23 protein-coding genes and 1 pseudogene are annotated in these 23887 nt (G+C 61.7%); 8 read left to right on the top strand and 16 right to left on the bottom strand.

Annotation, left to right across the window (positions count from 1 at the left end; genetic code table 11):
- Position 1: 1 nt before the first annotated feature.
- Positions 2-445 (bottom strand): PPC domain-containing DNA-binding protein, encoded by a 444-nt coding sequence (locus ABVK50_RS13835; RefSeq protein ID WP_353641018.1) that lies wholly within the window; start codon positions 443-445, stop codon positions 2-4.
- Between the two features lie 208 nt (positions 446-653).
- Between ABVK50_RS13835 and ABVK50_RS13830 the strand changes: the two genes are divergently transcribed.
- The 4 genes from ABVK50_RS13830 to ABVK50_RS13815 all read left to right on the top strand — a co-directional run bounded on the left by ABVK50_RS13830 (position 654) and on the right by ABVK50_RS13815 (position 4053).
- On the top strand, positions 654-785 hold the full coding sequence (locus ABVK50_RS13830) for a hypothetical protein (protein WP_353641019.1): 132 nt from the start codon (positions 654-656) through the stop codon (positions 783-785).
- 244 nt (positions 786-1029) lie between these two features.
- Complete coding sequence (locus ABVK50_RS13825; RefSeq protein ID WP_353641020.1) at positions 1030-1506, top strand: hypothetical protein; 477 nt, start codon at positions 1030-1032, stop codon at positions 1504-1506.
- A gap of 153 nt (positions 1507-1659) precedes the next feature.
- Positions 1660-3828, top strand: coding sequence for a glycogen debranching N-terminal domain-containing protein (locus tag ABVK50_RS13820; RefSeq protein WP_353641021.1), 2169 nt, complete (start codon positions 1660-1662; stop codon positions 3826-3828).
- Between the two features lie 3 nt (positions 3829-3831).
- Entirely contained in the window at positions 3832-4053 is a 222-nt protein-coding gene (locus tag ABVK50_RS13815) for a hypothetical protein (RefSeq protein WP_353646069.1), read from the top strand.
- Positions 4054-4093: 40 nt separating this feature from the next.
- On the opposite strand, the gene ABVK50_RS13810 is transcribed toward ABVK50_RS13815, so the two are convergent.
- Positions 4094-4486, bottom strand: a complete 393-nt coding sequence (locus ABVK50_RS13810; protein ID WP_353641022.1) for a hypothetical protein — start codon at positions 4484-4486, stop codon at positions 4094-4096.
- A gap of 916 nt (positions 4487-5402) precedes the next feature.
- On the opposite strand from ABVK50_RS13810, the gene ABVK50_RS13805 reads away from it, so the two are divergent.
- Positions 5403-6476 (top strand): transglycosylase SLT domain-containing protein, encoded by a 1074-nt coding sequence (locus tag ABVK50_RS13805; protein ID WP_353641023.1) that lies wholly within the window; start codon positions 5403-5405, stop codon positions 6474-6476.
- 251 nt (positions 6477-6727) lie between these two features.
- On the opposite strand, the gene ABVK50_RS13800 is transcribed toward ABVK50_RS13805, so the two are convergent.
- From ABVK50_RS13800 to gpt, 6 genes are all read right to left on the bottom strand, one after another.
- The gene (locus tag ABVK50_RS13800; RefSeq protein ID WP_353641024.1) at positions 6728-7564 is read right to left on the bottom strand and encodes an HAD family hydrolase; all 837 of its coding nucleotides are present in this window, start codon (positions 7562-7564) and stop codon (positions 6728-6730) included.
- Positions 7565-7567: 3 nt separating this feature from the next.
- Complete coding sequence (locus tag ABVK50_RS13795; protein ID WP_353641025.1) at positions 7568-7789, bottom strand: DUF2188 domain-containing protein; 222 nt, start codon at positions 7787-7789, stop codon at positions 7568-7570.
- A 102-nt stretch (positions 7790-7891) separates the two neighbouring features.
- Positions 7892-11713 carry a vitamin B12-dependent ribonucleotide reductase gene (locus tag ABVK50_RS13790; protein WP_353641026.1) on the bottom strand — a complete coding sequence of 1274 codons (3822 nt, stop codon included), beginning with the start codon at positions 11711-11713 and terminating at the stop codon, positions 7892-7894.
- A gap of 580 nt (positions 11714-12293) precedes the next feature.
- Positions 12294-13847, bottom strand: a complete 1554-nt coding sequence (locus ABVK50_RS13785; protein ID WP_353641027.1) for an inorganic phosphate transporter — start codon at positions 13845-13847, stop codon at positions 12294-12296.
- A gap of 100 nt (positions 13848-13947) precedes the next feature.
- Entirely contained in the window at positions 13948-14439 is a 492-nt protein-coding gene (locus ABVK50_RS13780; protein WP_353641028.1) for an NUDIX hydrolase, read from the bottom strand.
- Between the two features lie 158 nt (positions 14440-14597).
- The gene (gene gpt, locus ABVK50_RS13775; RefSeq protein WP_353641029.1) at positions 14598-15095 is read right to left on the bottom strand and encodes a xanthine phosphoribosyltransferase; all 498 of its coding nucleotides are present in this window, start codon (positions 15093-15095) and stop codon (positions 14598-14600) included.
- 241 nt (positions 15096-15336) lie between these two features.
- Here gpt and hisC point away from each other — a divergent pair, with 241 nt between their 5' ends.
- Both hisC and ABVK50_RS13765 read left to right on the top strand, forming a co-directional pair.
- Positions 15337-16395, top strand: coding sequence for a histidinol-phosphate transaminase (hisC, locus tag ABVK50_RS13770; protein WP_353641030.1), 1059 nt, complete (start codon positions 15337-15339; stop codon positions 16393-16395).
- Positions 16396-16619: 224 nt separating this feature from the next.
- The gene (locus ABVK50_RS13765; RefSeq protein WP_353641031.1) at positions 16620-17093 is read left to right on the top strand and encodes a GrpB family protein; all 474 of its coding nucleotides are present in this window, start codon (positions 16620-16622) and stop codon (positions 17091-17093) included.
- 37 nt (positions 17094-17130) lie between these two features.
- Here ABVK50_RS13765 and ABVK50_RS13760 read toward each other — a convergent pair whose 3' ends face one another.
- The 7 genes and pseudogenes from ABVK50_RS13760 to ABVK50_RS13730 all read right to left on the bottom strand — a co-directional run bounded on the left by ABVK50_RS13760 (position 17131) and on the right by ABVK50_RS13730 (position 22097).
- Positions 17131-17964: an alpha/beta hydrolase gene (locus ABVK50_RS13760; RefSeq protein WP_353641032.1), complete on the bottom strand. Its 834-nt coding sequence runs from the start codon at positions 17962-17964 to the stop codon at positions 17131-17133.
- 15 nt (positions 17965-17979) lie between these two features.
- Positions 17980-18189: pseudogene (locus ABVK50_RS13755) on the bottom strand (hypothetical protein); the annotation flags it as partial.
- A 70-nt stretch (positions 18190-18259) separates the two neighbouring features.
- Entirely contained in the window at positions 18260-18766 is a 507-nt protein-coding gene (locus ABVK50_RS13750; protein WP_353641033.1) for an SRPBCC family protein, read from the bottom strand.
- Positions 18738-19049 carry a metalloregulator ArsR/SmtB family transcription factor gene (locus tag ABVK50_RS13745; protein WP_353641034.1) on the bottom strand — a complete coding sequence of 104 codons (312 nt, stop codon included), beginning with the start codon at positions 19047-19049 and terminating at the stop codon, positions 18738-18740. Before ABVK50_RS13745 ends, ABVK50_RS13750 begins: the two co-directional genes overlap by 29 nt.
- Before the next feature lie 54 nt (positions 19050-19103).
- Entirely contained in the window at positions 19104-19943 is an 840-nt protein-coding gene (locus ABVK50_RS13740; RefSeq protein ID WP_353641035.1) for a universal stress protein, read from the bottom strand.
- Positions 19944-20067: 124 nt separating this feature from the next.
- The gene (locus ABVK50_RS13735) at positions 20068-21297 is read right to left on the bottom strand and encodes an FAD-dependent oxidoreductase (protein ID WP_353641036.1); all 1230 of its coding nucleotides are present in this window, start codon (positions 21295-21297) and stop codon (positions 20068-20070) included.
- A 59-nt stretch (positions 21298-21356) separates the two neighbouring features.
- A complete protein-coding gene (locus ABVK50_RS13730) occupies positions 21357-22097 on the bottom strand; it encodes a competence/damage-inducible protein A (protein ID WP_353641037.1) in 741 nt (246 codons plus the stop codon).
- A gap of 184 nt (positions 22098-22281) precedes the next feature.
- On the opposite strand from ABVK50_RS13730, the gene wrbA reads away from it, so the two are divergent.
- Positions 22282-22881 (top strand): NAD(P)H:quinone oxidoreductase type IV, encoded by a 600-nt coding sequence (gene wrbA, locus ABVK50_RS13725; RefSeq protein WP_353641038.1) that lies wholly within the window; start codon positions 22282-22284, stop codon positions 22879-22881.
- A 57-nt stretch (positions 22882-22938) separates the two neighbouring features.
- Here wrbA and ABVK50_RS13720 read toward each other — a convergent pair whose 3' ends face one another.
- Positions 22939-23847, bottom strand: coding sequence for a LysR family transcriptional regulator (locus ABVK50_RS13720; RefSeq protein WP_353641039.1), 909 nt, complete (start codon positions 23845-23847; stop codon positions 22939-22941).
- Between the last annotated feature and the right edge of the window lie 40 nt (positions 23848-23887).

Below are 23887 nucleotides of genomic sequence, written 5' to 3'. Positions count from 1 at the left end.
CTCAACTCTCTGGCCGGATGAGCACGAGGCCGCTTTCCGGATCATATCGCTTTTGCAGATGCCCCGGGTTTTCAGTCAGCACGATTTCCCGCGTGGGGCGGACATGCGCATCGGCAAGGTGGCCGGCAATCGCGCTGCCGTCGCGCCTTCCAAGAACGGTATGGATGTGGATCGCCTGTTTCCCGTCCGGAGCGAGCGCCACGTCGCCATTGAGCGTTGCGACCTCGACTTGCTCACGCACGGGAATGGGACGGTACGCCTTCGCTTCCAAATCGAAGTAGCGCATCTCAGCGTCGCTGAAAACGCCAATGGCCGTGAATTGCGATGCCGTGAGCTTTTCCCGCTCGGCAAAGTCCTGAAGACATTCCATCACGCTATCACCCGATTCCAGGACGACCGCAAAAGTTCGCTGGCCGTCGTTGTCGGCGAGAAGCTTGCTCTGCATGATTCTATCTCCTCGACTGCCGAAGAGCCCGCGGCCGAGTTGGCGCCCGGACAAAGCACAGTCTGGAGGCAAACCCGACGTGACCGCTTTTGTTCCGCCCGCGCTGTTCCCGCAGTGCCAGCTATTCGCCGGAACATAGGTTACGAAGCTCAGTTTGAAGGACAGCCGAGAAAATCGAGACGTTCCGCATGATCTTCAGAGAAGAGCGATGATCAAAGCAACTGCAGCCGATGTCCTGGTCGACAGCCTGCTCGATTGGAACCTCGATCAGATTCTCGGCATCTCTGGCGATGGGATTAAACGGCATTACCGAGCTGCTGCGAACGCGGCAAGATCATAAACGTGCGGCACGAGGAGATCGCAATTTACATCGCTTCAGGCACGGTGCGGGAGCTTGTCTGATGGGCGGAGAGTTGCGCGTCAGGTCCCAGGCGCGGCTTTCACGGCCGAGGGTCCGGTGTTTTGGATCCCGGCCGATGCACCAGAGGCCTACGGCACCTTGGAATGGAATGCGACTACCTTGGGTCTCCTAGAGATCAGTGCCGGAGCAAAAACGGGGCTCGGCGAGCGCGGCAGCCTCCGCGGTGATTGATGATGTTCTTGCCGAAATTCTGGGGGATGCGGACGCCTTCCATATTCCTCAGATATGGGCGGAGATGGTGGGCGCCGTACGCAATATCGGCTGGCGAGGCGTCTGTGCCTCGGCGATGTCTGCGGTCGATGTTGCGCTTTGGGATGTTAAAGCGAACCTCCTCGATCTTTCCTTTGTTGGTCTTCTCGGGAGCATGCGTGAGGCAGTGCCGATCTACGGCAGTGGCGGATTTATCTCCTATCGTGATGGGCGGCCTGTCGATCAGTTGTTGGGCTGGGTGGAGCGAGATGGCTGTCGCGCCGTTAAGATAAAGGTCGGCAGGCCATCGGATAGTCATATGCAGAGGGTGCGCACCGCACGTTCCGCGCTTGCTCCGGGAATAGTCCGCGGACGTGGCCGCGCGTGCAGAGGCAAATGCAAAAAGGTGGCTTTCCCTGGCCCGCCGCGGTCAGAAGAGAGAGAGTTTTAGATGGTTGATTCGAAGCAACGGGCCGGCGGCAACGCCGAGCGGCAGGACGGAACTGGAGCCTCGCAAGCAACTCGGAACAGGAAGAGGCTGACAAGATCCGAGGCGCTGGCACGAGATACGCCAGAGGCGCGATGGGAACGTAAGCAACGCGTATTGACGAAGGGGCAACCTGCCATCGTTGGCAGCATCGCTGATGCGGTTACGGTCAAGAACCTCAACCTGTACTATGTTGTGGCTCCCGATGGGCAGATGCCACTAGACGGCGATCACGGGTTCGGCCTGTATTTCAACGACTGTCGCTTTCTCAGCGGCTATGAAATGACCATAGGCGATATCAGTCCCATGCCGTTGGCCTCGACGGCTGAAAGGGGTTACAGGGCGCTATTCGAGTTGACCAATCCCGACTTGCACTTGGAAGACGGCCAGCTCATTCCGAAAGAGGAACTCGGCATCCGGTGGGAACGTATTCTCGACGCCGAACAGACGACAGCTCACGAGATCCTGACGTTTCGCAATCTTGGCCAGGAGGTGCGCGATCTTCCGGTGACGTTTCGCTTCCGTGCCGGATTTGAGGACGTCTTCAATGTGCGAGAGCTGTTGCAGGAGGTCCCCGGCAATCTTGAGCCTAGCGGTTGGCGAGATGGAAAGCTGAAATTCGTTTACCACGGCGCCGACCAGATCAGGCGCACGGTGACCATTCAGTTTTCACCAGAACCGGACCGTATGCAACAAGCCGCGGCGACTCTTCGCATCAAAGTACCACCGCGGGACACAGGCGTTATTGCAGTTACCATCAACGTGCGCGAATGCGCGAAGGTGGCCGACCCAGAGCAAGCCCCATCGCAACCGCTGACCACCGTCACCAAGCTGTCCGAAAGGCTGCGAAAAGAGGCAGAACAGTGGGTGGAGCAGAATTCGCGGCTACACAGCGATAGTCTGGTGCTCAACAGCGTCGTTCACAGGTCGCTGCTTGACCTTGGCATGCTGCGCTCTCAACTTGAGGAGAAACGGTATTTTGCTGCAGGGGTGCCCTGGTTCGTAGCGCTGTTCGGGCGAGACAGCTTAATTGTTTCGTTGCAAATGCTTGCATTTCAGCCGGATATTGCAGCGCAGACCTTGCGCCTCCTTGCTGGCTATCAGGGACAGCGCATCGACCATTGGCGCGATGAGCAGCCGGGCAAGATCCTTCACGAGCTTCGGGTGGGCGAACTAGCGCGCATCGGTGAAATCCCGCACACCCCGTTCTACGGCACGGTGGATGCTACGCCTCTTTTTTTACTGCTGCTCGGCCGCCTCGCGGCCTGGACCGGCGACCTGGCGTTATTTGATGAGTTGCGGAATCCGGTCGAGCGAGCGCTCGCTTGGCTCGCCGAATACGGCGATATCAGCGGGAACGGTTACGTCGAATACCAAAGTGAATCCGAAAAAGGTCTCATTAACCATGGGTGGAAGGATTCCGGAGACGCGATCGTGCAGGCAGATGGGACTCCTGCAATGCCGCCCATCGCACTCGTCGAGGTGCAGGGCTACGTGTTTGCAGCCAAGCACGCCATCGCCGATCTCTTCGAGCGCGCTGGAGACTCCGACCGGGCAAAGCGTCTGCGCAGCGAAGCCGAGGCGCTGAAGACAAGGTTCAATCGCGACTTCTGGTGCGAGGACCAGGGAACTTTCGCCTTGGCTCTGGAAGCGCACGGTCGGCAAGTCGCCGTGGTTTCCTCCAATCCGGGCCAGGCTCTATGGACGGGCATTGCCGACGAGGATAAAGCACATCGGTCGGTGAACCGCCTCATGAAGGATGACATGTTCAGCGGTTGGGGCGTTCGCACCCTGTCCACGGTCGAGCGGCGCTATAACCCGGTGGGTTACCATCTGGGGACCGTATGGCCACATGATAACGCGTTTCTCGCTGCAGGTTTCCGGCGGCATGGTGAGGATGCGCAGGCGATGCGGATCTTCACGGCCACAATTGAAGCAGCGATGCACTTTCGGCATCACAGGCTGCCGGAGGTGATGGCCGGTTTCCGGCGCGAGGACTTTCAGGTCCCGGTGCACTATCCCGTGGCCTGCCACCCCCAAGCCTGGGCAGCGGGATCCGTGCCGTTCCTGATCAGCACTTGCCTGGGATTGGAGCCGGACGGGTTCGCCAACAGGTTGCGCATTGTGCGGCCGCTGCTGCCGGACTTCGTCGATCGGATCAGACTTTCCGGCTTGCGGGTCGGCCGAGGCACGGCCGACCTTGAGTTCCAACGAAGGGGCGAGGGGACTAATGTTAATGTCAGCGCGGCTACCGGAGGACTGGAGGTCGAAGTCGCGCCTGAGTAGCCCATGGTCAAGCCTTCCTTTTCGGGGCGGAAATGCGTTAATGCGATCAACGAGGCGAATGGCTTCGAAGACGGCAGCCAAGCACTGCATGGTTCGCCGCGATGTGTAGCCGTCAGGCGGGGTGAACGACCACGCGTCGGTCCGAATTTCCCGGCGAGCCAGTTGCACGAGCGCCACGCCAGCGATTTCGAGACCAGAACGCAGGACAAGCTGGCGGCGGAATGAGGGCTTTTTCCTTCTCCCACAATAGGAGAAGAAAAACTGATCATACCGGCGGGCCATAGCGCTTCCTGGCCTTGCGCTCAGCATCCAAGCGCTCCTGGATGAAGTGACTGTGTTCGATCCAGAGATCGGCATAGCGGAGCGTCTTTTCCAAGCCCGGCAGCGACGGCCCGATGAGGTCCAAGGCGAGGTCCAGCGCGAGCATGCCGATGTCGTGGCCAAGCCCGCTCAAACCCGCGTCGCAGTCGAATGCGAGATCCTCGGTCAATCTCAAATGGCATTTTCCCGAGCCGCGGCAGGTCCGGCGTTGACAGTCATGCGGCGCCTTCAGGTAGGTGTTGGCGCGGCGCATCGCCTCGGCCATGACTTCGCGAACTTTCGGCGGCATCGCCGTAATTTCCGCCGTGTCGGCGGGGCCGGTTGCTGCGTTCTTCATCGTGTTCCTCCTTGTCCATGGGCGTGCGGGATCGTTCCCGCGCCTTGTTCCAAAAGGCCGGGAAGCGGACGCAAGCGACCGCGCCTCACTCAATTGAAAATGCGGCGCGGTCTTCTGCGTCCGCCGGCGTTCTTGCCCTGGGAAGGAGGGTGCATTGGCGCACGCTGTCCTTCCCGTCGGGCCCGGACCTGGGGGCTCATCACCCAGCCGCGTCACCGTTTCACGCGGCCGGCCCGGACGCCGCCTCCCGCCTCGCTCATCCGGTTCATGACCCGAGTTCCCGCGCGGGAGGTGAGCACAGGATAAGAGCGCTGCGAGGGGTGTGGATGAGAGTGAGGAAAATAATCCTGACAGATGCTGACAGGAGGGGCAAGGTGACGGCGCCGTGTGCTTTTCCAGCCGCGGCCAAGGAAACGTTGCTGCGGACGTTGCACGAGCTTCAGGATCGCCTGAAGCTTTGTGTCGTGGAGAGGCTCCAGGCGTCTGGCGTTACGTTTTTCAGAATCGATGGTTAAGACTGGACCACGCCGGGGCGCTGGGGTGCGGATATGGAATGAGCCGGATCGCCGACGCGGAAGCGAATGAGCAAGGAACGCCTGAAGAACGTCCTGCTCGCAACCGGAAGTTTCATAAGCAATGCATCGGTTGCGCAACGATTGCTAAAATCGCACTATTGTACATCATGACCTGTTTTGCCTCACTGTGGCCATTGTACCGCCACGAACCATGATTATTCAGCGGACGCACTGACCGTTCTTCTTGTCCTTTTTCGACGTTGACGGATCAACGTTGAAATAGACCTGCTCCAACGCAGCTGGGCAGCGACAGGGAACGGGAGGGGGACCTTGGCGTCACTCCAAAAACACGTGAATTTTTTGCTTGCGGGGGCGTTCTCCTTTTGGGGAGCGGGGGGCTTTTGTCGAAAATAATTGCGGGGCTTGGCTTGGCGGCGACAGTGGCGATCGTGCCGCTGCCGCTCCATTCAGGGGTAATGCCCGGGGGAGTTATCGAGGTTACGCTTTCCACAGTCGTTCCATCCCCTTTGTTGGATTTCCCCTCTGCCGTTCCCGAGTTCGACATCGTCGATCCGGATGTCACTGTCCCTCAACGCAAGGAAGTCAAAGACACGCTGGTCGATGCCTTGAAGGAAACCGTCTCGATCCTTTCGGAAGGCGCGGAACAGATCGTCACGGGCATGTCGGTGCATGAGTTCGGCGAATACAAGGTCTCGCAGCACATCGCCGCGGAAATCCTGCGTGCCGCCAAGGACACCCAATTTCCTGCCGACACCCTTTTTGCGATCGCTGAAAAGGAGTCGTCCTTCGACATCAACAACCGCCCGCCCAAGGGGTCGGCGCTCGGCCTCATGCAGTTCCTCGACCAGACCTGGCTCGAGGCCGTCAAGAAATATGGCGAGGAATTCGGCCTTGGCGACGAGGCGGAGATGATCCTCACCCGCCCCGACGGCGACCGCGAACACCATTACGTCGAGGATGATGCCGAAGAGGACCGCATCCTGGAGCTCAGGCGCGATCCCTATTTGTCGGCGGCGCTGGCCGCCAAGAACCTGCTCGCGGCCAAGGAACGCATCGAAGCCCGCCTCGAGACGGCCATGGACGAGAGGGATCTCTACCTCCCCCATTTTCTTGGCACCAACGGCGCGGCAAAGCTCCTGTCGAACGCCGAAGAGAAGCCCGACGTCGAGGCCAGCAAATTCTTCCCCAAGGCGGCGCGATTCAACGGCTCGATGTTCAAGGCCAAAGGCAAGCAGCTCACCGTCGGCCAGTTTCACCAGCGGATGCGCTCCTTCATAGAAGCCCGCATCGGCAAATACAGCGATGTCGAAACCCGCGTGAAAGCGGCTGCCCCGTCGCCCTGGACAGCAGCCGACATCGAGAATCTCGTCTACGATTTGGGCGAGCGGCTGGCGGGGGCAATGCTGCGGCAAGCAGCGCTCACGCGCGGGCTAAGGCAAGATCGCCCCACCTGATCGAGGAAACGAACCCGGACTGGCGCGAGCTCTTCGCGGGACGGGGTGGTAATGCGGGCCTTCTTTCGCCGACGCTCGTGTTTTGCCGCGTATCCCTCCGCTTCATCCTCGGGTCTGCGCTGCGTCGCTTCGCTCCTGGGCTACGCCCGGGGATGACGAAGAAGGGGGGCTGGTATACGTTCAATACTACCTGCCTATGTGCCCCAGCTAAGGCAGAAGATCGAAGGCAGCTCCAACGACTCGCAATGTCTTCACTTGCTAAAAGATCTGTAGTGCTGATCAGCCGCGATCTTCTCCATAGTCGCCTTAACAGTCAGATCCAGCGGTGTGCCGTCACGATAGTCGGCAGGAGCGATGAAGTTGACGCGCCCTTGTGTGAGCATCTTCCTGGATTTGGTTTGCGCTCCTTTGGTATGAGGTCGAAAAACCGCGATAGAAGTTCCCCCTAGGCTCTTGACCAGCCGGAAACAGGGAATGTCGGTCAGGCCGTCTCCAATGTAAATCATATTTGCGAAGGGAACGGGCCGCTCTTCCGGAGGGACATACTCGTTGATAACCGAGTTGTCATAGACGTGATGACTGCCCTTATTTATTCGGAAAAGGTACTGTGTTTTTGTTGTATAGTTCAACGCAAGTGCAGGCCACTTTGCTATTCCATGATGATCGTAACAGAAGGAGGAAGCATAAACGTTGTCAAAATGTTTTGAAATTGGACTCCCAAAAATCATCTCCTTAATGCCAGAGGAAATGATGTGGTGCGAGACTTTTATCCCACCTTCTTTGCCGTAGAAATTAATTCTCTTGAACCATTCCGTGACGCCATCAAATAGCTGAAGGTTTCTACCATAGTTCTCGAAATCCTCCTTTTTAACCGTTACCTGCGCCTGTTCAGCCTTCTTTAGCATCAGCCACATATAGATGAGGATTTCGTCTGCCTCGTGAGCAACGCAGCCCGCCTTCACCTCGTTCCAAAATGCCTTCTTGTTCATCCCAACTGCAGGGATGAAATCTCGCTCCTGCATATTGCCGGGAGCGAGAGTACCATCAAAGTCGTAGCAAATCGCTAGTGGCAAGGCTTTCTTGGGCAACCGTCACCCCTTTGGTGGATATGGATCGTTTCCGTAACTATTCCTAGCTCTTATTTTGCCGTCCGAATCCTTTAAGAAAGCTTCACTACCCGCCCCCCTCGCAAGACGTCTTGCTTCCGACCAAGCCTCCGCTTGGGTAGTATGCACAGACGATGCTCGAGTGGAGCCTTCTTTCTTGACCGCCCAACCGTCCGAGCTCTTTGTAGTCCAATAGTTCTTCGACATCATTGCCTCCGTGGTTCCTGCGTCTTAGTGCTGAATAGGATTCTAGGAACAAAAGGGGAACAGATCAAGCGTTTGATGCTCAGCCAAGCTCGCTTTCATTTCTCACGAACACCCACTCGTCGCTCCGCACGTATCGCACTTCTCGCAAGTCCCGTTCCGTACCATGGTAAAATTCTGGCACTCGGAGCAGGAATTGCCGGTGTAGCCCTGCATCAGCGATTTGGCGCGGCGGTCGGCGGCTTTTGCCTTGGCCTCGGCGGCGGCTTCGGCGGCCTCGTCGGTGAACAGGGCCGAGGCGGCGGAGGCTTCGTCCTCCAGCGCTTCCTCCGTCAGTTCGCGCGCGCGCTCCTCATAGTCGCGCTTGAAGGCCGTCGCTCCTTCGGTGACCAGCGCGGGCTTTACCGCCAGGCCGGCATTGGCCGAGGCCGAGGACAGCGCCCGCACATTGGAGCCGGAGAAGGCGACCGGGGCGGAGCGCGCCGGCTGGCCCGTCGTGCCGGCCTGGCCGCCGCCAAAACCCTTCGGGTCGGGGCCCGCACCGCCCGGGCCGGAGACGACCTTGAGCGGCGAGGCTCCGCGGGTCAGGCCCTTGGAGAAGGGCAGGGCGCGGCCTTCCGAAATGCCGCGGCCAAGCGCGGTCTTGTCGAAATCGGACTGGTCGACATGGGCGAGGTCGTGGCGGTCGAGATAGGACACGGCGAGTTCGCGGAACACATAGTCGAGGATCGACGTGGCGTTCTTGATCGCGTCGTTGCCCTGCACCATGCCGGCCGGCTCGAACTTGGTGAAGGTGAAGGCATCGACATATTCGTCGAGCGGCACGCCATACTGCAGGCCGATCGAAATGGCGATGGCGAAATTGTTCATCATCGCCCGGAAGGCCGCGCCCTCCTTGTGCATGTCGATAAAAATCTCGCCGAGGCGGCCGTCGTCGAACTCGCCGGTGCGCAGATACACCTTGTGGCCGCCGATGACCGCCTTCTGGGTGTAGCCCTTGCGGCGGTTCGGCAGTTTCTCGCGGTCGCGGTAAAGGCGCTCGACTACGCGCTCGACGATCTTTTCGGTGACCTGGGCGGCGCGCGCGGCGGCGGGGGCGGCGATCAGCGCCTCGATCGCATCGTCCTCATCCTCCTCATCATCGGCGATCAGCGAGGCGTTGAGCGGCTGGGAGAGCTTCGAACCGTCGCGGTAGAGCGCGTTGGCCTTCAGCGCCAGCTTCCAGGACAGCATGTAGGCGCTCTTGCAGTCCTCGACCGTCGCCTCATTGGGCATGTTGATGGTTTTGGAGATCGCGCCGGAGATGAAGGGCTGGGCCGCCGCCATCATCTTGATGTGGCTCTCGACCGAGAGGTAGCGCTTGCCGATCTTGCCGCACGGATTGGCGCAGTCGAACACCGGCAAATGTTTTTCCTCGAGGAAGGGCGCGCCTTCCAGCGTCATGGCGCCGCAAATGTGGATGTTGGCGGCCTCGATCTCCTTGCGCGAGAAGCCGAGCGCCGGCAGCATCTCGAAGGAGAAATCGTTGAGCTGTTCGTCGGTGAACCCAAAAGTCTCCTTCACCCAGTCGGCGCCGAGCGTCCACTGGTTGAAGACGAATTTGATGTCGAAGGCCTGGCCGAGCGCGGCGTTGACCGCCGCGATCTTCTCGTCGGTGAAGCCTTTTGCCTTGAGCGAACCGGGGTTGATGCCGGGGGCCTGGTTGAGATTGCCGTGGCCGACCGCATAGGCCTCGATCTCGGCGATCTGGGCCTCGGTGTAGCCGAGCGTGCGCAGCGCCTCCGGCACGGCGCGGTTGATGATCTTGAAGTAGCCGCCGCCGGCGAGCTTCTTGAACTTCACCAAAGCGAAATCGGGCTCGATGCCGGTGGTGTCGCAATCCATGACCAGGCCGATCGTGCCGGTCGGCGCAATCACGGTCGCCTGCGCGTTGCGGTAGCCGTGCTCCTCGCCGAGCTCGATGGCGCGGTCCCAGGCGGCGCGGGCGTGGGTGACGAGCTCGGCCTGCGGGCAGTCGGAAGCGACCAGCGGCACCGGATTGACCGACAGCTTTTCATAGCCGTCGCGGTCGCCATAGGCGGCGCGGCGATGATTGCGCATGACGCGCAGCATGTTCTGGGCGTTGCGGTCGTAGTCCGGGAAGGCGCCGAGCTCGGAGGCCATTTCGGCCGACGTGGCGTAGGCGACGCCGGTCATGATGGCGGTGAGCGCGCCGCCGATGGCGCGGCCGGCATCCGAATCGTAGGGGATGCCGGAGGTCATCAGCAGGCCGCCAATATTGGCGTAGCCGAGGCCGAGCGTGCGGTATTCGTAGGAGAGTTTTGCGATCTCCTTGGAGGGGAACTGCGCCATCATCACCGAGATTTCGAGCACGATGGTCCAGAGGCGGACGGTGTGCTCGTAGGCGGCGATATCGATATTGCCGCCGTGCTGCCGGTAGGGCAGGAGGTTGATGGAGGCGAGATTGCAGGCCGTGTCGTCGAGGAACATGTATTCCGAGCACGGATTGGATGCGCGGATCGCGCCGGCACTCGCACAAGTGTGCCAGTCGTTCATCGTGGTGTTGAAGTGCAGGCCGGGGTCGGCGGACGCCCAGGCGGCGTGGCCGATCTTCTCCCACAGCTCGCGCGCCTTCAGCGTCTTCAGCACGCGGCCGTCCTTGCGGGCGGTCAGGTTCCAGTCGCCGTCAGTTTCGACCGCGCGGAGGAAATCGTCCTTCAAAGACACGGAATTGTTGGAGTTCTGGCCCGAAACCGTGAGGTAGGCTTCCGAATCCCAGTCGGTGTCGTAGGTCTTGAAGTCGATCGAGGTGTAGCCCTGCCTGGCGAACTGGATGACGCGCTTGACGTAGTTCTCCGGCACCGAGTTCTTCTTCGCCGCCTTGATCTCGCGCTTCAGCGCGGGGTTCTTCAGCGGGTCGAAGCAGTCGCCATTGTCGGCCTCGCAATTGACGCACGCCGCCATGATGCGGGCGAGGTGCTGCTTGACGATCTTCGAGCCGGTGACCAGCGAGGCGACCTTCTGCTCCTCGTTGACCTTCCAGTCGATATAGGCCTCGATGTCGGGGTGGTCGGCGTCGACCACGACCATCTTGGCGGCGCGGCGCGTGGTGCCGCCCGACTTGATGGCGCCGGCGGCGCGGTCGCCGATCTTCAGGAAGCTCATCAGGCCGGAGGAGCGGCCGCCGCCCGAAAGCTTTTCGCCTTCGCCGCGCAGATAGGAGAAGTTGGAGCCGGTGCCGGAGCCGTATTTGAACAGGCGCGCCTCGCGCACCCACAGATCCATGATGCCGCCCTCGTTGACGAGGTCGTCGGCGACCGACTGGATGAAGCAGGCGTGCGGCTGCGGGTGCTCGTAGGCGGATTTCGACTTGGTGAGCTTGCCGGTGAACGGGTCGACGTAGAAATGGCCCTGGCCGGGGCCGTCAATGCCATAGGCCCAGTGCAGGCCGGTGTTGAACCATTGCGGCGAATTGGGCGCAACGCGCTGGGTGGCGAGCATGTAGGAAAGCTCGTCCTTGAAGGAGCGGGCATCTTCCTCGGACGCAAAATAGCCGCCCTTCCAGCCCCAATAGGTCCAGGTGCCGGCGAGGCGGTCGAAAACCTGGCGGGCATCGGTCTCGGAACCGTAGCGGTCCTTCTCGGGCAGTTCGGCGAGTGCGGCCTCGTCGGGCACCGAGCGCCACAGGAAAGAGGGCACGCCCGTCTCCTCGACCTTCTTCAGGCGCGCCGGCACGCCGGCCTTGCGGAAATATTTTTGGGCCAGGATGTCGGCGGCGACCTGGGAGAACTGCGCCGGCACGTCGATGTCGTCGAGGCGGAAGACGACCGAGCCGTCGGGGTTCCTGATCTCGGAGAGCGCCTTGCGGAATTCGATCTCCGCATAAGCCGATTGCCCTTGTCTGGTGAAACGCCGCTCGATGCGCATTGGTCTGCCCTTCAGTCCCTATATATAGCACCTATTCCACCGGAAACCCTCGCGGTTTCCGCATGAAGGCGCGTCCTTCAAATGCCGGCCTTTTATCCGGGCCGGCGTCCCCGGTCCTCGATCTCCGCCGCAACCGCTTTCCCGCCGATTCGGGCGGGCCGGCGGCTCCCCTCCGGCGAAAACCGTGGCGCTTTCCTCGATACCTGACGGTGAGTCTCCCGACCGGAGAAGTTCACTCTATCTGGTGTCGAAGCATCGCTGCAAACGCTAAATATAGTGTTAACAGCCTATTTATTCCAGTGTCACAAACCTATGCCAGACTTAAAAACGCCCGCAAAAATCCCATGCGTCGACCCGCCGCCGAAACGGGCCAGTCCGCCAGAACGCAAGGGATAATCAGGGAAAAAGACCGGTGCTGTCACCGCCGGCCGCGCCTCATACTCGGAGCGCATGACCCATAAAAGGCGACTCGCTTTCGCCCGTCAAGGACTCGTTTGTGTTAGTTTTACGACCGCAACATGTTGTGCGTGGCGGATGTGGATAATGGGGAGAAAAAACAGCGCCGAGCGCCTTTCGCCGGTCAGCGGCCGAGAAGGCCGAGACCATGGAAAACGCCGGCGGCGATCAGGGCAGCGGCGGGTACGGTGGTGACCCAGGCGGCGATGATGGTGGTGACATGGGCGCGGCGCACCAGCTTGCGGCGGGCGATTTCCTCGCGCGAGGCCTTGCTGTTTATCTCGCGCGCCTTGCCGACCAACCTTTTCTCGATGCCGTTCGATCGCCGCTCGGCGGCCCAGCGCTGGTTCTTGCGTTCCATATAGGCCTGCCTGCGCCGCGATTTGGCCGTGTACCATTCGCGGAAGAAGCCGACGCCGAACACCGCGCCAACCGCGATATGGGTGGAACTGACCGGCAGGCCGAACCAGGAGGCGACGATGACGGTGAGCGCCGCCGAAAGCGCCACGCAGAAGGCCCGCATAGGGTTGAGCTTGGTGATCTGCTCACCGACCATGCGGATGAGTTTCGGGCCGAACAGCAGCAGGCCGAAACAGATGCCGAGAGCGCCTATGAGCATCACCCAGAGCGGGATGCCGACGCTGCCGGCAATCGCACCGGATTGCGCCGTGTGCACGATCGCCGCGAGCGGGCCGACCGCGTTGGCGACGTCATTGGCGCCATGCGCGAAGGAAAGCAGGGCCGCCGAGACGATCAGCGGCAGCCTGAACAGCTTGCGCAGCGACTGGTTGCGGTTTTCCATGCCGACGGATGCGCGGTTCACGTAATATTGAGAGAGGCCCCAGAATAGCGCGAAGCTCAAAACCCCGACGGCCGCCAGATCGAAAGCGGAGATGTCGAGGATGCGGCCCAGCCCCTTGGTGCAGAGATAGGCCGCGAAGGAGCCGGCCATCACGCCGATGAGCAGCGGCACCCAGCGCCGGGCGGCCGAAATCTTGTCGTCCTGGTAGATGATGGCGGATTTGATGAAGGCGAGGAAGAGAGCCGCGACCAGGCCGCCGAGGACGGGCGATATTACCCAGCTTGCGGCAATGGCGCCCATTACCGGCCAGTTGACTGCGCCCAGCCCCGCGGCCGCTATGCCTGCGCCGACAACACCGCCGACGATGGAATGGGTGGTCGATACCGGAGCGCCGATCCATGTCGCGATGTGGACCCAGAGCGCGGACGAGATCAGCGCGGCGAGCATCAGGCGCATGAAGGCGGTCGGACCGGCGGCGGCCGTAGGGTCGATGATGCCCTTGGAAATGGTCGCGACGACGTCGCCGCCGGCGATCAGGGCGCCGGCGGCCTCGAAGGTCGCCGCAATCACCAGCGCCCCGGCCATGGTGAGCGCCCTGGCGCCGACCGCCGGCCCGACATTGTTGGCGACATCGTTGGCGCCGATGTTGAGGGCCATATAAGCGCCGATGGCCGCCGCGGCGACGATGAAGATCGCGCGCGGCTCGTCGAAGGCGTAGATGGCGGCCGCGGCTGCCACGGCGGCCATGAACAGCAGCGCAAGTCCGGGCGCGACGAGGCCGCGCGCCACGAAGGTCGCGGCTTCCTCGACATGACTGAGCTTGTCCAGATCCTTGTCGAGGGTCGCCTTGCGGCTTTCTGCTGTTGTGTCGGCCATACCCGTCCTGACGATTTGAACACGCGGCACGCCGATCCCGCGCGCTCTAGCTAGGGAAATGCCAGGCCGCGAACAAGTCGGAAGGTACGGACAAGCCTGTTCAGGCAGCAGATTCCCGTGGATTAACGCCGAAGGCGGAAATCAGTTCGCCGAGATCGGGTTCGCGCACCATGGCCGCGGCAGCCTGCGGCGAAAACCACTTGCGCTTGCGCTTCTTGCGCTCGGGCCATTTTTCGGCGACCTGGTGGACCTCCATCGGGAAGACAAGCACTTCGCAGCGCGCTTCAATGCCGGAGGGCTGACGCTTGCCGTAATAGTAGCGGCCGAGCTCGAAACGCGAGACCGAGCCGGAAAGGCCGGCTTCCTCAGCCGCCTCGCGGGCGGCCGCCTCGTACAGATCCTCCTGGCCGTCGGGCCAGCCTTTCGGAATGACCCACCGGCCTGTGTCACGGCTGGTGATGAGCATCACCTCGACGCCCTGGGCAGTCTTGCGCCACGGCAGAGCAGCCACCTGAACGCGGCAGGGCATGCCGCCGAACAGGCGTCTTATGCTTTCCGCGATGTGATTTCGCTGCTGGTGGCTGATGAACATCGAGGCGCCGGGTCCCAATCCGATTCGTTTGCCGTCTCAAGAATATTACCGTTAAATATGTGTATTAGAAGTAAAAAATAAACCATCCGGCCGCCAAAAAAGGCGGCCTAAGCGGGCAAAGCCGCATTTTTCCCCGTGCGCGATGGTGATTGCGGGCTTCAGCCGGCGTGGTCGTCGGCGATCGGCTTCTGGTAGGTGAAGCCCATGTCCCAGGGGAAGTAGATCCAGGTGTCCTGCGACACTTCGGTGACGAAGGTGTCGACCAGCGGCCGGCCCTTGGGCTTCGCGTAGACCGTGGCGAAATGCGCCTTGGGCATCATCGCGCGGACGATCGCGGCCGTCTTTCCGGTATCGGTCAGGTCATCGACGATCAGCACGCCTTCGCCGTCATTCTCGACCAGCGTCGGCGTGACCTCCTTGAGGATGTTGAGCTGACCTTGCGAGGTGTAATCGTGGTAGGACGCGACGCAGACCGTCTCGATGACGCGGATGCCGAGTTCGCGCGAGATGATGGCGGCCGGAACCAGCCCGCCGCGGGTGATGCAGACGATGGCCTTCCACTGGCCGTTGGCGCCGGCGAGACGCCAGGCGAGCGCCCGCGCATCGCGGTGGAACTGGTCCCAGGAAACGGGAAAGGCCTTGTCGGGAAGGGACATTTTCTGCGCACTCCGAAAGCGCGCCAGCAAAGCGCGGAAGATTGGGGAATGCGGGCGGAATTAACCGGAAAGGCCGGGGTTTGGCAAGCGCTTCTGCGGGGCGATGATGTTCGGGTGATTGCGACCCCCTTACGGGCCTTTAGGCTTGTCGCGAAAGCCTCGTTCTGCGACGATTGTAAAATCGGACGCGAAACCGTCGCTTTAATCGGGAATTTCGCGACAGGTTTCGTTGGAAGCTACAGTGAGCCGTTTCTGGAGTCCGGTTGTCCACACGTTGACCCCGTATGTAGCGGGTGAGCAGCCGTCCATGCCCGACGTGGTCAAGCTGAATACCAATGAGAACCCCTACGGTCCATCGCCTCGCGCGCTAGCCGCTATCTCGAAGCAACTGAACGATTCTCTTCGCCTCTATCCTGAGCCGACTGCTTTTCGTCTGCGCATAGCAATCGCGCAAAGCCATAATGTCGACCCGAACGAAGTCTTCGTCGGCAACGGGTCGGATGAGGTTTTGGCGCACGCCTTTCAGGCGCTCCTGAATCATGATCTCCCCCTGCTTTTTCCAGATATCACATACAGTTTTTATCGAACATACTGCCGCCTCTTCGGCATTCAGTTCAACGAAGTGCCCGTTGATGATGGTTTCCAGGTCAGAATTGGGGATTACAGGCAGCCTTGCGGCGCCATTATCCTCCCCAATCCCAATGCTCCAACCGGGATCGCACAGCCGCTGACAGAAATAGAAGCCTTGGTCGGAGAACACCCCGACCAGGTTGTGGTCGTAGACGAGGCCTATGTGGATTTCGGCGGCACGAGCGCTATTCCACTCGTGCGGAAATACCAGAACCTTCTTGTCATCCAGACCTTTTCGAAATCACGCAGCCTTGCCGGCCTACGGATTGGCTTCGCAATAGGCCAAAGGCCGCTGATCGAAGCTCTGGAAAGGGTCAAGGATAGCTTCAATTCCTATCCACTCGATCGGCTCGGCCTGGCGGGCGCAGTCGCCGCCTGGGAAGATCAAGACTGGTTTGAACGGCACCGTGATCTGATAGTTGCGACTCGGCGCCGCTTGGCAGCCGCCTTACGAGGGCTTGGCTTCGACGTGCTCCCATCATCCGCGAATTTTCTCTTTGCAAGGCATCCACATAGATCAGGCGCTGAGTTGAGCGCGCAGCTACGAAGCCGGGCAATTCTGGTACGGCATTTTCCCACAAAGCGAATACCGGATTTCCTCCGCATCAGCATTGGAACAGACGCTGAATGCGATCGGCTTGTGACGGCTCTCCAAGAGATATTGAGATAACCCAGCGTTGCAGAAGTCATTGTTTCTCGACCGACTTTGCGACAAGCTGAAAAACCGCGCCCCATGCCCTTCCGGGCATCTGCCAAGGCACGTCAAATTGGGTTGAACAAGTCCTACGAAAGCGTGATTCTACGCTGGACTGACTTCCACTGGGAGACCCGCGTGTGGAACGGTATGGCGGCGGGGCGATATCGGTCGTCGATTATGATCCGGCTTGGCCCGAGATGTTCGAGCAAGAACGGGCCAATCTGAAAACGACACTCGGGTCCCTTGTCCTTACCATAGAACATATGGGAAGCACGGCAGTGCCGGGATTGGCGGCCAAACCGATCGTCGATCTGCTGGTCGGCGTCCGCAATCTGGCTGGCGTGCGGTCCCGCTGCATCGAACCGCTTCAGGCTTTGGGCTACACCTACATTCCGGAGTACGAATCCTGGTTGCCCGATGAGCTGTTTTTCCGAAAGGGGGTTCCCGGGCCTTGGACCCATCACGTCCACGTCATGGAACCTGCTAATCCTCGTTGGGATGCTTTTCTGTCGTTTCGGGATTATCTGCGCGCTCACCCGGATGCGGCGAGCGCATACGGAGACCTGAAGAAATCCCTGGCCGTCGCCTTCAAGGACGACATCGCCGGCTATCGCAATGCCAAGCACGAATTCATTGTCGCCGCGATGACCAAGGCGCGCGCAGAAGGCTAAGGATCGAGCCGTTGATGACCTTCGCCAGCCGGTCCTTTCATCGGTCTTCGCCTTCGGGAGACAGGAACGCGTTCAACCGCTCCAGAACGAGATCCGGGGCTTCGAGCTGAGGTAAATGGCCGACACCGGGCAGGGTTTCGAACGAGGCCTGCGGGATCAGCGCATGAAGCGCCTTGCCTCGCTCCAGCGGGATCCACGGATCGTCCTCGCCCCAGATGATCTTAACCGGACAGCGGATATCCCCGAACACCGGCTCGACCTCGGCGGTATATTTTTCGTCAGCTTGCGCGAATTGCCGATAGAAGCTTCCTCGGCCCTCCTCGGAAAGCCACGGCTCGACAAGCTTCTCGAAATCTCCGGGATGGATGTCGTTTACGATTGCGCCCCTGATGTAGGCTTCCACGACCGCTCTATGGATATGCGGCGGCAGGCCTAGAAAGGCCTCCACATGGCGACCCACATGATCGAAGAACTCAGATCCCCAGGGGCGCATCGCGACGACGTTCATCAGAACATACCGGTCGAAGTCGCAGCCATGCAGCAAATGCGCCCGCAACGTCGTCGCTCCACCCATGTCGTGGGCAACGACCATCGGTTGCTCAAGGCCCCAATGCGCGAGCATCTCGGCAAACACCTCTCCTTGAACGTCGAGCGACGTGCGCTGCTCTGCGTCTTTGGTGGATCGCCCGTATCCGGGCATATCGTACCAATGGACGCGATACCGCCTTGCAAGGTCCGGAATAATCCGATGCCATGAGAACGAAGACCACGGCCAGCCGTGAGCCAGCACGAGCGCAGGCCCGCTGCCAAGTCGACCCGCTGCTACAGCGCCCGCAGAGGTTTGCACGGTCTCATCGAGATTCCACGACATCGAATGTTCTCCTTACTATTCGGGACAGGGCAGTCGAATACGATTAAGATAGTTAACCATGCAGTTCGAGACCGCTGGCTGGCGGGCTGCTCCTAGGCAAACGTCGCGAACGCGCAGCCAGCGATGCGCCGGATCGGCATCGAGCCGCGGGTGCCAGAGCAACGAGACCGTGATCTCCGGCACGTGGACCGGAAGGGCAAAACTGTGCATTCCGGCGCGCAGTGAGGGTCATGCCGCCGAACTGAACGCAGGCATCGGGCGGGCGAAATGCCTGCGTTCGGCCATATTGCCGAAGTCAGGCAGCGGAGCGGGCAACTTCCTGCCCGTAGGCGGCTAGCAGCGTGCTCCACCCCGGCTCAGTGTCGAAGGTTTGGCGCGCAGCCTCGGCGCCCTCGCCAAGGTTCTCCAGCAGGCGATGCTCGAGATCGACGCGGGTCGATTTTTCTCCGACGGAGACAAATCGGATGTCGAGTTCCGTCAGCAGATCAGGGTCGTAGCTCCAGTCGGCGCGGATGCGCCATGCGAGGACGACCCGCTGCGGAGCATCCCATTCCAGCACATCACCCCAACTGCACTCGCTGCCATCCTCGCCAACCTCATACCAGCGCCCTCCGGAATGGCGCTCGATCACGACGTCCTCGATAGGCGATTTTCCGATCGAGTAAGCAACCGGCCACCAGCGCCCGACGCCTGCCGTGAACACCTCGAAGGCCTTGTTGAGCGGGGCTTCGACGGTGATGGATTTGCGCACGGGTGCAAGCTTGAGTGGGTTGTCATGTGTCCCTGCTGTCGTTGATCTCATTGCGGAATGCTTCGAGCGCATCGCCCCACATCCGGTCCAGCCATGCCCGCATCTGTCCCAGCCCATGCGGGTCAAGGTGATAGACATTGCTCGCGCCGCGCGCTTCCGGGCGCACCAGGCGCGCCTCCCTCAGGATCTTCAGATGCTGCGAGACCGCGGGTTGCGACACCGGCAGCGCTCGCGAGAGATCGGCCACAGAACGCGGGCGCTCGGCGACCAGCTCGAAAACCTTTCGGCGCGTCGGATCGGCAAGTGCGGCAATGCCGGCATAGTCATAAGTCATGCATTATGATAAGCATAAACTTATGATGCCTGCAAGCGGCTTTATGCTCTGCTCTTACCGCGACATGAAGGTTGCGACGGGCATCGATTGCAGGACCGTCCGGGTAATGCCGCCGAACAGCAATTCGCGCAGCCAGGAATGGCTGTAGGCGCCCATGATCAGGAGGTCGGCGCCCATGGCTCCGACACGATCCTTGATCACGTCGTCGACCGACCTGCCGTCGGATTCCTCCATCGCCACGGCGACATTGGCGCCATGGCGCGCAAGTGCGGCCGCGATTTCGGCGCCGCCGGCATCGGCGGTTGCGTCGAGATCCTCGGGCGGATCGATGACCAGTATCTCGACCTGCTCCGCCTCGACGATGAAGGGCAGCGCGTCGAAGGCGGCGCGCGCCGCTTCGCGGCTGCCGTTCCACGCGATCAGGATGCGGTTATACGAGCTGAGCGACGGCCCCGCATGCGGTACGACCAGCACCGGCCGCCCGGCGTCGTAGAGCAGGGTGTCCAGGTCAGCCGATGCGTCGGAATCGGCATCGGGATTGCGCTGGGCGGCAACGACCAGATCGGCGCAGCGCGCGCTGGAAATGCCGGACAGCGCGCTGTCGCCCGAAAAACTCTCCAGTCCGCGCCATTCGAAGGACTGACCCGCAGGCTCGACGCGGGCTCTGAACAGGCCCTCGAGCTTCTTGGCGCGCTCCTTGTTCATTTCGGCGGTGGCCTGCAGGAACTCGGTATCGGGAAAACCGATGGTCGAGGCATAGGCGACCGGCAACGCCTCGGCGTGGACGCCGATCACATGGCCGTCGAAACGCGCGGCGAGCGGCATTGCGCAATCGAGGACCCGGTCGGTATCTTCGGCGCTCTGGATGATGGCGACGATCGTCTTGAACGGCATGGCAGCCTCCTATCGTCCTGGAGCGCCTTTGCGCTCCAAAAGATGAGCAGGCGTTCCGCGGTACTATAATGAAAATCGGTACGGTCGGGGAATGTTCCGTTCGGCTGGCGGGGCCTCCAACGCGTTAATGCCTCGCCAGCGGCGATCGCACATGTTCGGGGCGCACGCCGAGACCGAAGAGCAGGGCAACTTTCCTTTGAAGCCAAGGCACGCGGGCGATGATGCGCATCGCGAGCGGCGGCTTCTGTTCACGCTGCTTTCCGCCGATGATGGGTCCCAGCACAAAGTTTTGCACCTGGACTTGCATGAACTGCGTAATGCGGGTCGGAAAAAGCCGCCGTTTGCGCACGCCGTCCAGATCCGTGTCGCGGAGCTGGCCGGCGGCAAGTTTGGCGGCCAGCAGATTGGCGGCGGCGACCGCGTCCTGAACGGCGAGATTGATGCCGACACCCCCGATCGGCGACATGGCGTGGGCGCTGTCGCCGATGCAGACGAACCCCGGCCGCGACCATTTTTCGAGCCGGTCGATGACGACCGTGAGCAGCTTCACGTCATCCCAACTCGCCACGTCGCCGATATGCGCTGAGAGGTGGGGGGCAGTCGCCGCCGCCGCCGCCTTGAACGCGTCGAGGCCCGCCGCCCGCACCTTCTCCGCGCCGTTCTTGGGGATGACATAGGCGCATTGCCAGTAGTCGCCACGATCGATGGTGACGACGATCTGGCTTTTGCCGGCATAGAGCAGCGAGTCTTCCGCCGAGACGGGAGCGGGATCGCGCGCGACACGGAACCAGAACACGTCGATCGGTGCGCCGATATCGGTGACCTGAAGGCCGCTTTTGGCCCGCGCGGTCGAATGGCGTCCGTCGGCGCCGATCGTCAATTTTGCGCGGACGTCGAGCGGTCCCTCCGGCGTCACGGCGCGCACGCCGGCGATGCGCCCGTTCTCCTCGATGAGATCGACCACCTCCGAATTCATGCGCAAGGAAAAGGCCGACAGACGCTTGGCTTCGTCGGACAGGAAATCGAGAAACTCCCATTGCGGCATGAAGGCGATGAAGTCGTAGCGGGTCGGGAGGTGGTCGAGATCGGCGATCTGGTAGCGCTTGCCGCCAAAGACGCCGGCCGGCCTGCGGAGTTTCTGGTGCGGCCGCTTCAGCAACGCTTCGGCCAAGCCCAGTTCGTGCATGATTTCCAGCGTCGATGGATGCACGGTGTCACCGCGGAAGTCGCGCAGGAAATCGCGGTGCTTTTCCAGAACAACCGTGTTCACGCCGGCGCGGGCGAAGAGATAGCCTGCAACAATACCTGCCGGTCCTCCGCCGACAATGCAGCATTCCGTTTCGATCGTCGTCATGCGGCCTCCGCTCGCTGCCAAACACCGTAAAGTATCGCGGCCGCGGCGAAAGCGCCCCGTCAGTCGGGCCTGGCTAACCCCGCGACCATGGCCTCGACCTCGGTACGCGCCGCCTCCAGCGCCGCGGCGTCGCGCGCCCGCACCACCAGTTCGGTCCAGAACTTTCCGTCGAGATATTTTGGGTAAGAGCCGATGATGGTGTCCGGATGCGCCTTCTGGATCTCCGCCAACGGCCCGCCGATCGTGCCTTCGCCGAACGGGCACTGGACGGTGGCCGAGAGCAGCTTCGTGCCGGTCTTCAGCATTGGTACGACATTGTCGAGCATGGCCTGGAAGATCGCGGGCACGCCGGCCATGACATGGACATTGCCGATGCGAAAACCCGGCGCGATGGACACCGGATTGTCGATGTGGGCCGCGCCGCGCGGCATGCGCGCCATGCGCTTGCGCGCCTCGGTGAAGTCCATGGCGCGCTGGGCGTAGCTCTCCTCCAGCATGGCGTAGGCCTTCACATCGTACTCGCAAGGCACGCCGAAGGCCTTTGCGACGGCGTCGGCGGTGATGTCGTCATGCGTCGGGCCGATGCCGCCGGTGGTGAAGACATAGGTGTAGCGGGCCCGCAGCGCATTGATCGCGGCGACGATCTCGTCTTCCTCGTCCGGCACGATGCGGACTTCCTTCAGGTCGATGCCGATGGCCGTCATGATATCGGCGAGGTGGCCGATATTGCGGTCCTTGGTGCGCCCGGACAGGATCTCGTCGCCGATGACGACCATGGCGGCGGTTACGATTTCGGCCATTGAGTGCTCTCCGGAAGGTCGTCGTCAGATACAGCGGCCCGTCAAGCTCGGCAATGGGTACGGAACTGTGAACGATCTGTCGGCATCTGTGACGTTTTCAATGAACGAATGCGCCATTACGTGGTTGTGGCCAGCGCGCTCGTCAGAGCGCCGGTTGAAATTTCAAACCACGGAGAGAATCGCAATGGCGAAGGTACTGGTGCTCTATTATTCGAGCTGGGGCCACATGGAGCAGATGGCGAAGGCGGCGGCCGAGGGCGCGCGCGAAGCCGGCGCGGATGTGACGATCAAGCGGGTGCCGGAACTGGTTCCCGAAGCGGTGGCCAAGGCGGCCTATTACAAGCTCGACCAGCAAGCGCCGATCGCCGATCCGCTCGAACTCGCCGATTACGACGCGATCATCCTCGGCATCTCGACCCGCTACGGCGCGATGTCGGCGCAGATGAAGAATTTCCTCGACCAGACCGGGCCGCTCTGGGCCAAGGGAGCGCTGGTGAACAAGGTCGCTTCGGTGATGTCGTCGACCGCCACGCAGCATGGCGGCGCCGAACTCGCCATCCTGACCGCGCAGGCCTCGCTGCAGCATCACGGCATGATCATCGTGCCGCTGTCCTATGCCTATCAGGGCCAGTCGGGCAACGATGTGGTGCGCGGCGGCTCGCCTTACGGAATGACGACGACGTCGGACACGGACGGGTCGCGCCAGCCCTCGGCTCAGGAACTGGAAGGCGCGAAGTTCCAGGGCAAGCGTGTGGCCGAGATCACCGCCAGGCTGCACGGCTGATTTCTTTCGCCGATGAATGACTTGCGGGCGGTTCCTAAGGAGCCGCCCGCATTTGCGTCAGGCAGCGCCCGACGGCCTGATGACCGCCAGTTCCTGAAAAGCGGCGGCGGCGTGATCGAGAAACGCCCGGACTTTCGCCGGCATATGCGGGCCGCTGCGCGCAACGAGCTGGACGGGTAGGGGCGGCGGCTCGAACTCGGCGATCAGGCGCACCAGCGAGCCGGCCGCAAGATCGTCGGCGACCTGGTACGACAGGAAGCGGGCTATGCCGCGGCCGGCCCTGGCCGCGAGAAGCTGCGATTCCACATCGTTGACCAGCAGGCGCGGCGACAGCCGCACCACGGTCCCGCGCGCCGCCGGGCCGAAGCGCCATTCCCGCGCGCCAGACCGCAATGAGTTGAAGATCGTGTCGTGCTTCGCCAGATCGGCCGGCCTCTCCGGAATGCCGCGGCTGCGAAGATATTCAGGGCTGGCGACAACCACCCGCCGCACCTCGCCCACCCGCCGCACGAGAAGGGCCGAATCCGACAATGGTCCGATGCGGACGGCGACATCGAGGCCTTCCTCGATCAGATCGAGATTGCGGTCGTTGAGAATGAGCTCGACCTGGACCTCGGGAAATGCGTCGAGGAAGCTTGTCACGACCCGGGCGACGTGGCGGCGGCCGAACTGCACCGGCGCAGTCACTCGCAGGAGGCCGCGAAGCGGCGCGGCAGAAACGCCTGACATCACCCGGTCGTAGTCGCCCAGCAGGGCGCGCGCTTTCTCGGCAAGTTCGCGGCCGGCCTCGGTCGGCGACAGGCGGCGCGTCGTGCGCTCGATGAGGCGTACGCCGGCGCGGTCCTCCAGTCCCGCCAGCGCCCGGCTGATCGCCGGCGGCGAGCGCCGCAGGCGGCGTGCGGCGACCGTCAGGCTGCCGCCGTCAATGACCGCGACAAAGATCGCAAGCTCGTCCAGGCGGTCCATCAATTGTTCCGCAATATGAAATTCTGACTTTCGCAGATAC

It is taken from the genome of Mesorhizobium sp. WSM2240 (assembly GCF_040438645.1).
Classification (GTDB): domain Bacteria; phylum Pseudomonadota; class Alphaproteobacteria; order Rhizobiales; family Rhizobiaceae; genus Allomesorhizobium.
This window is presented reverse-complemented; position numbering and strand designations above follow the sequence as displayed.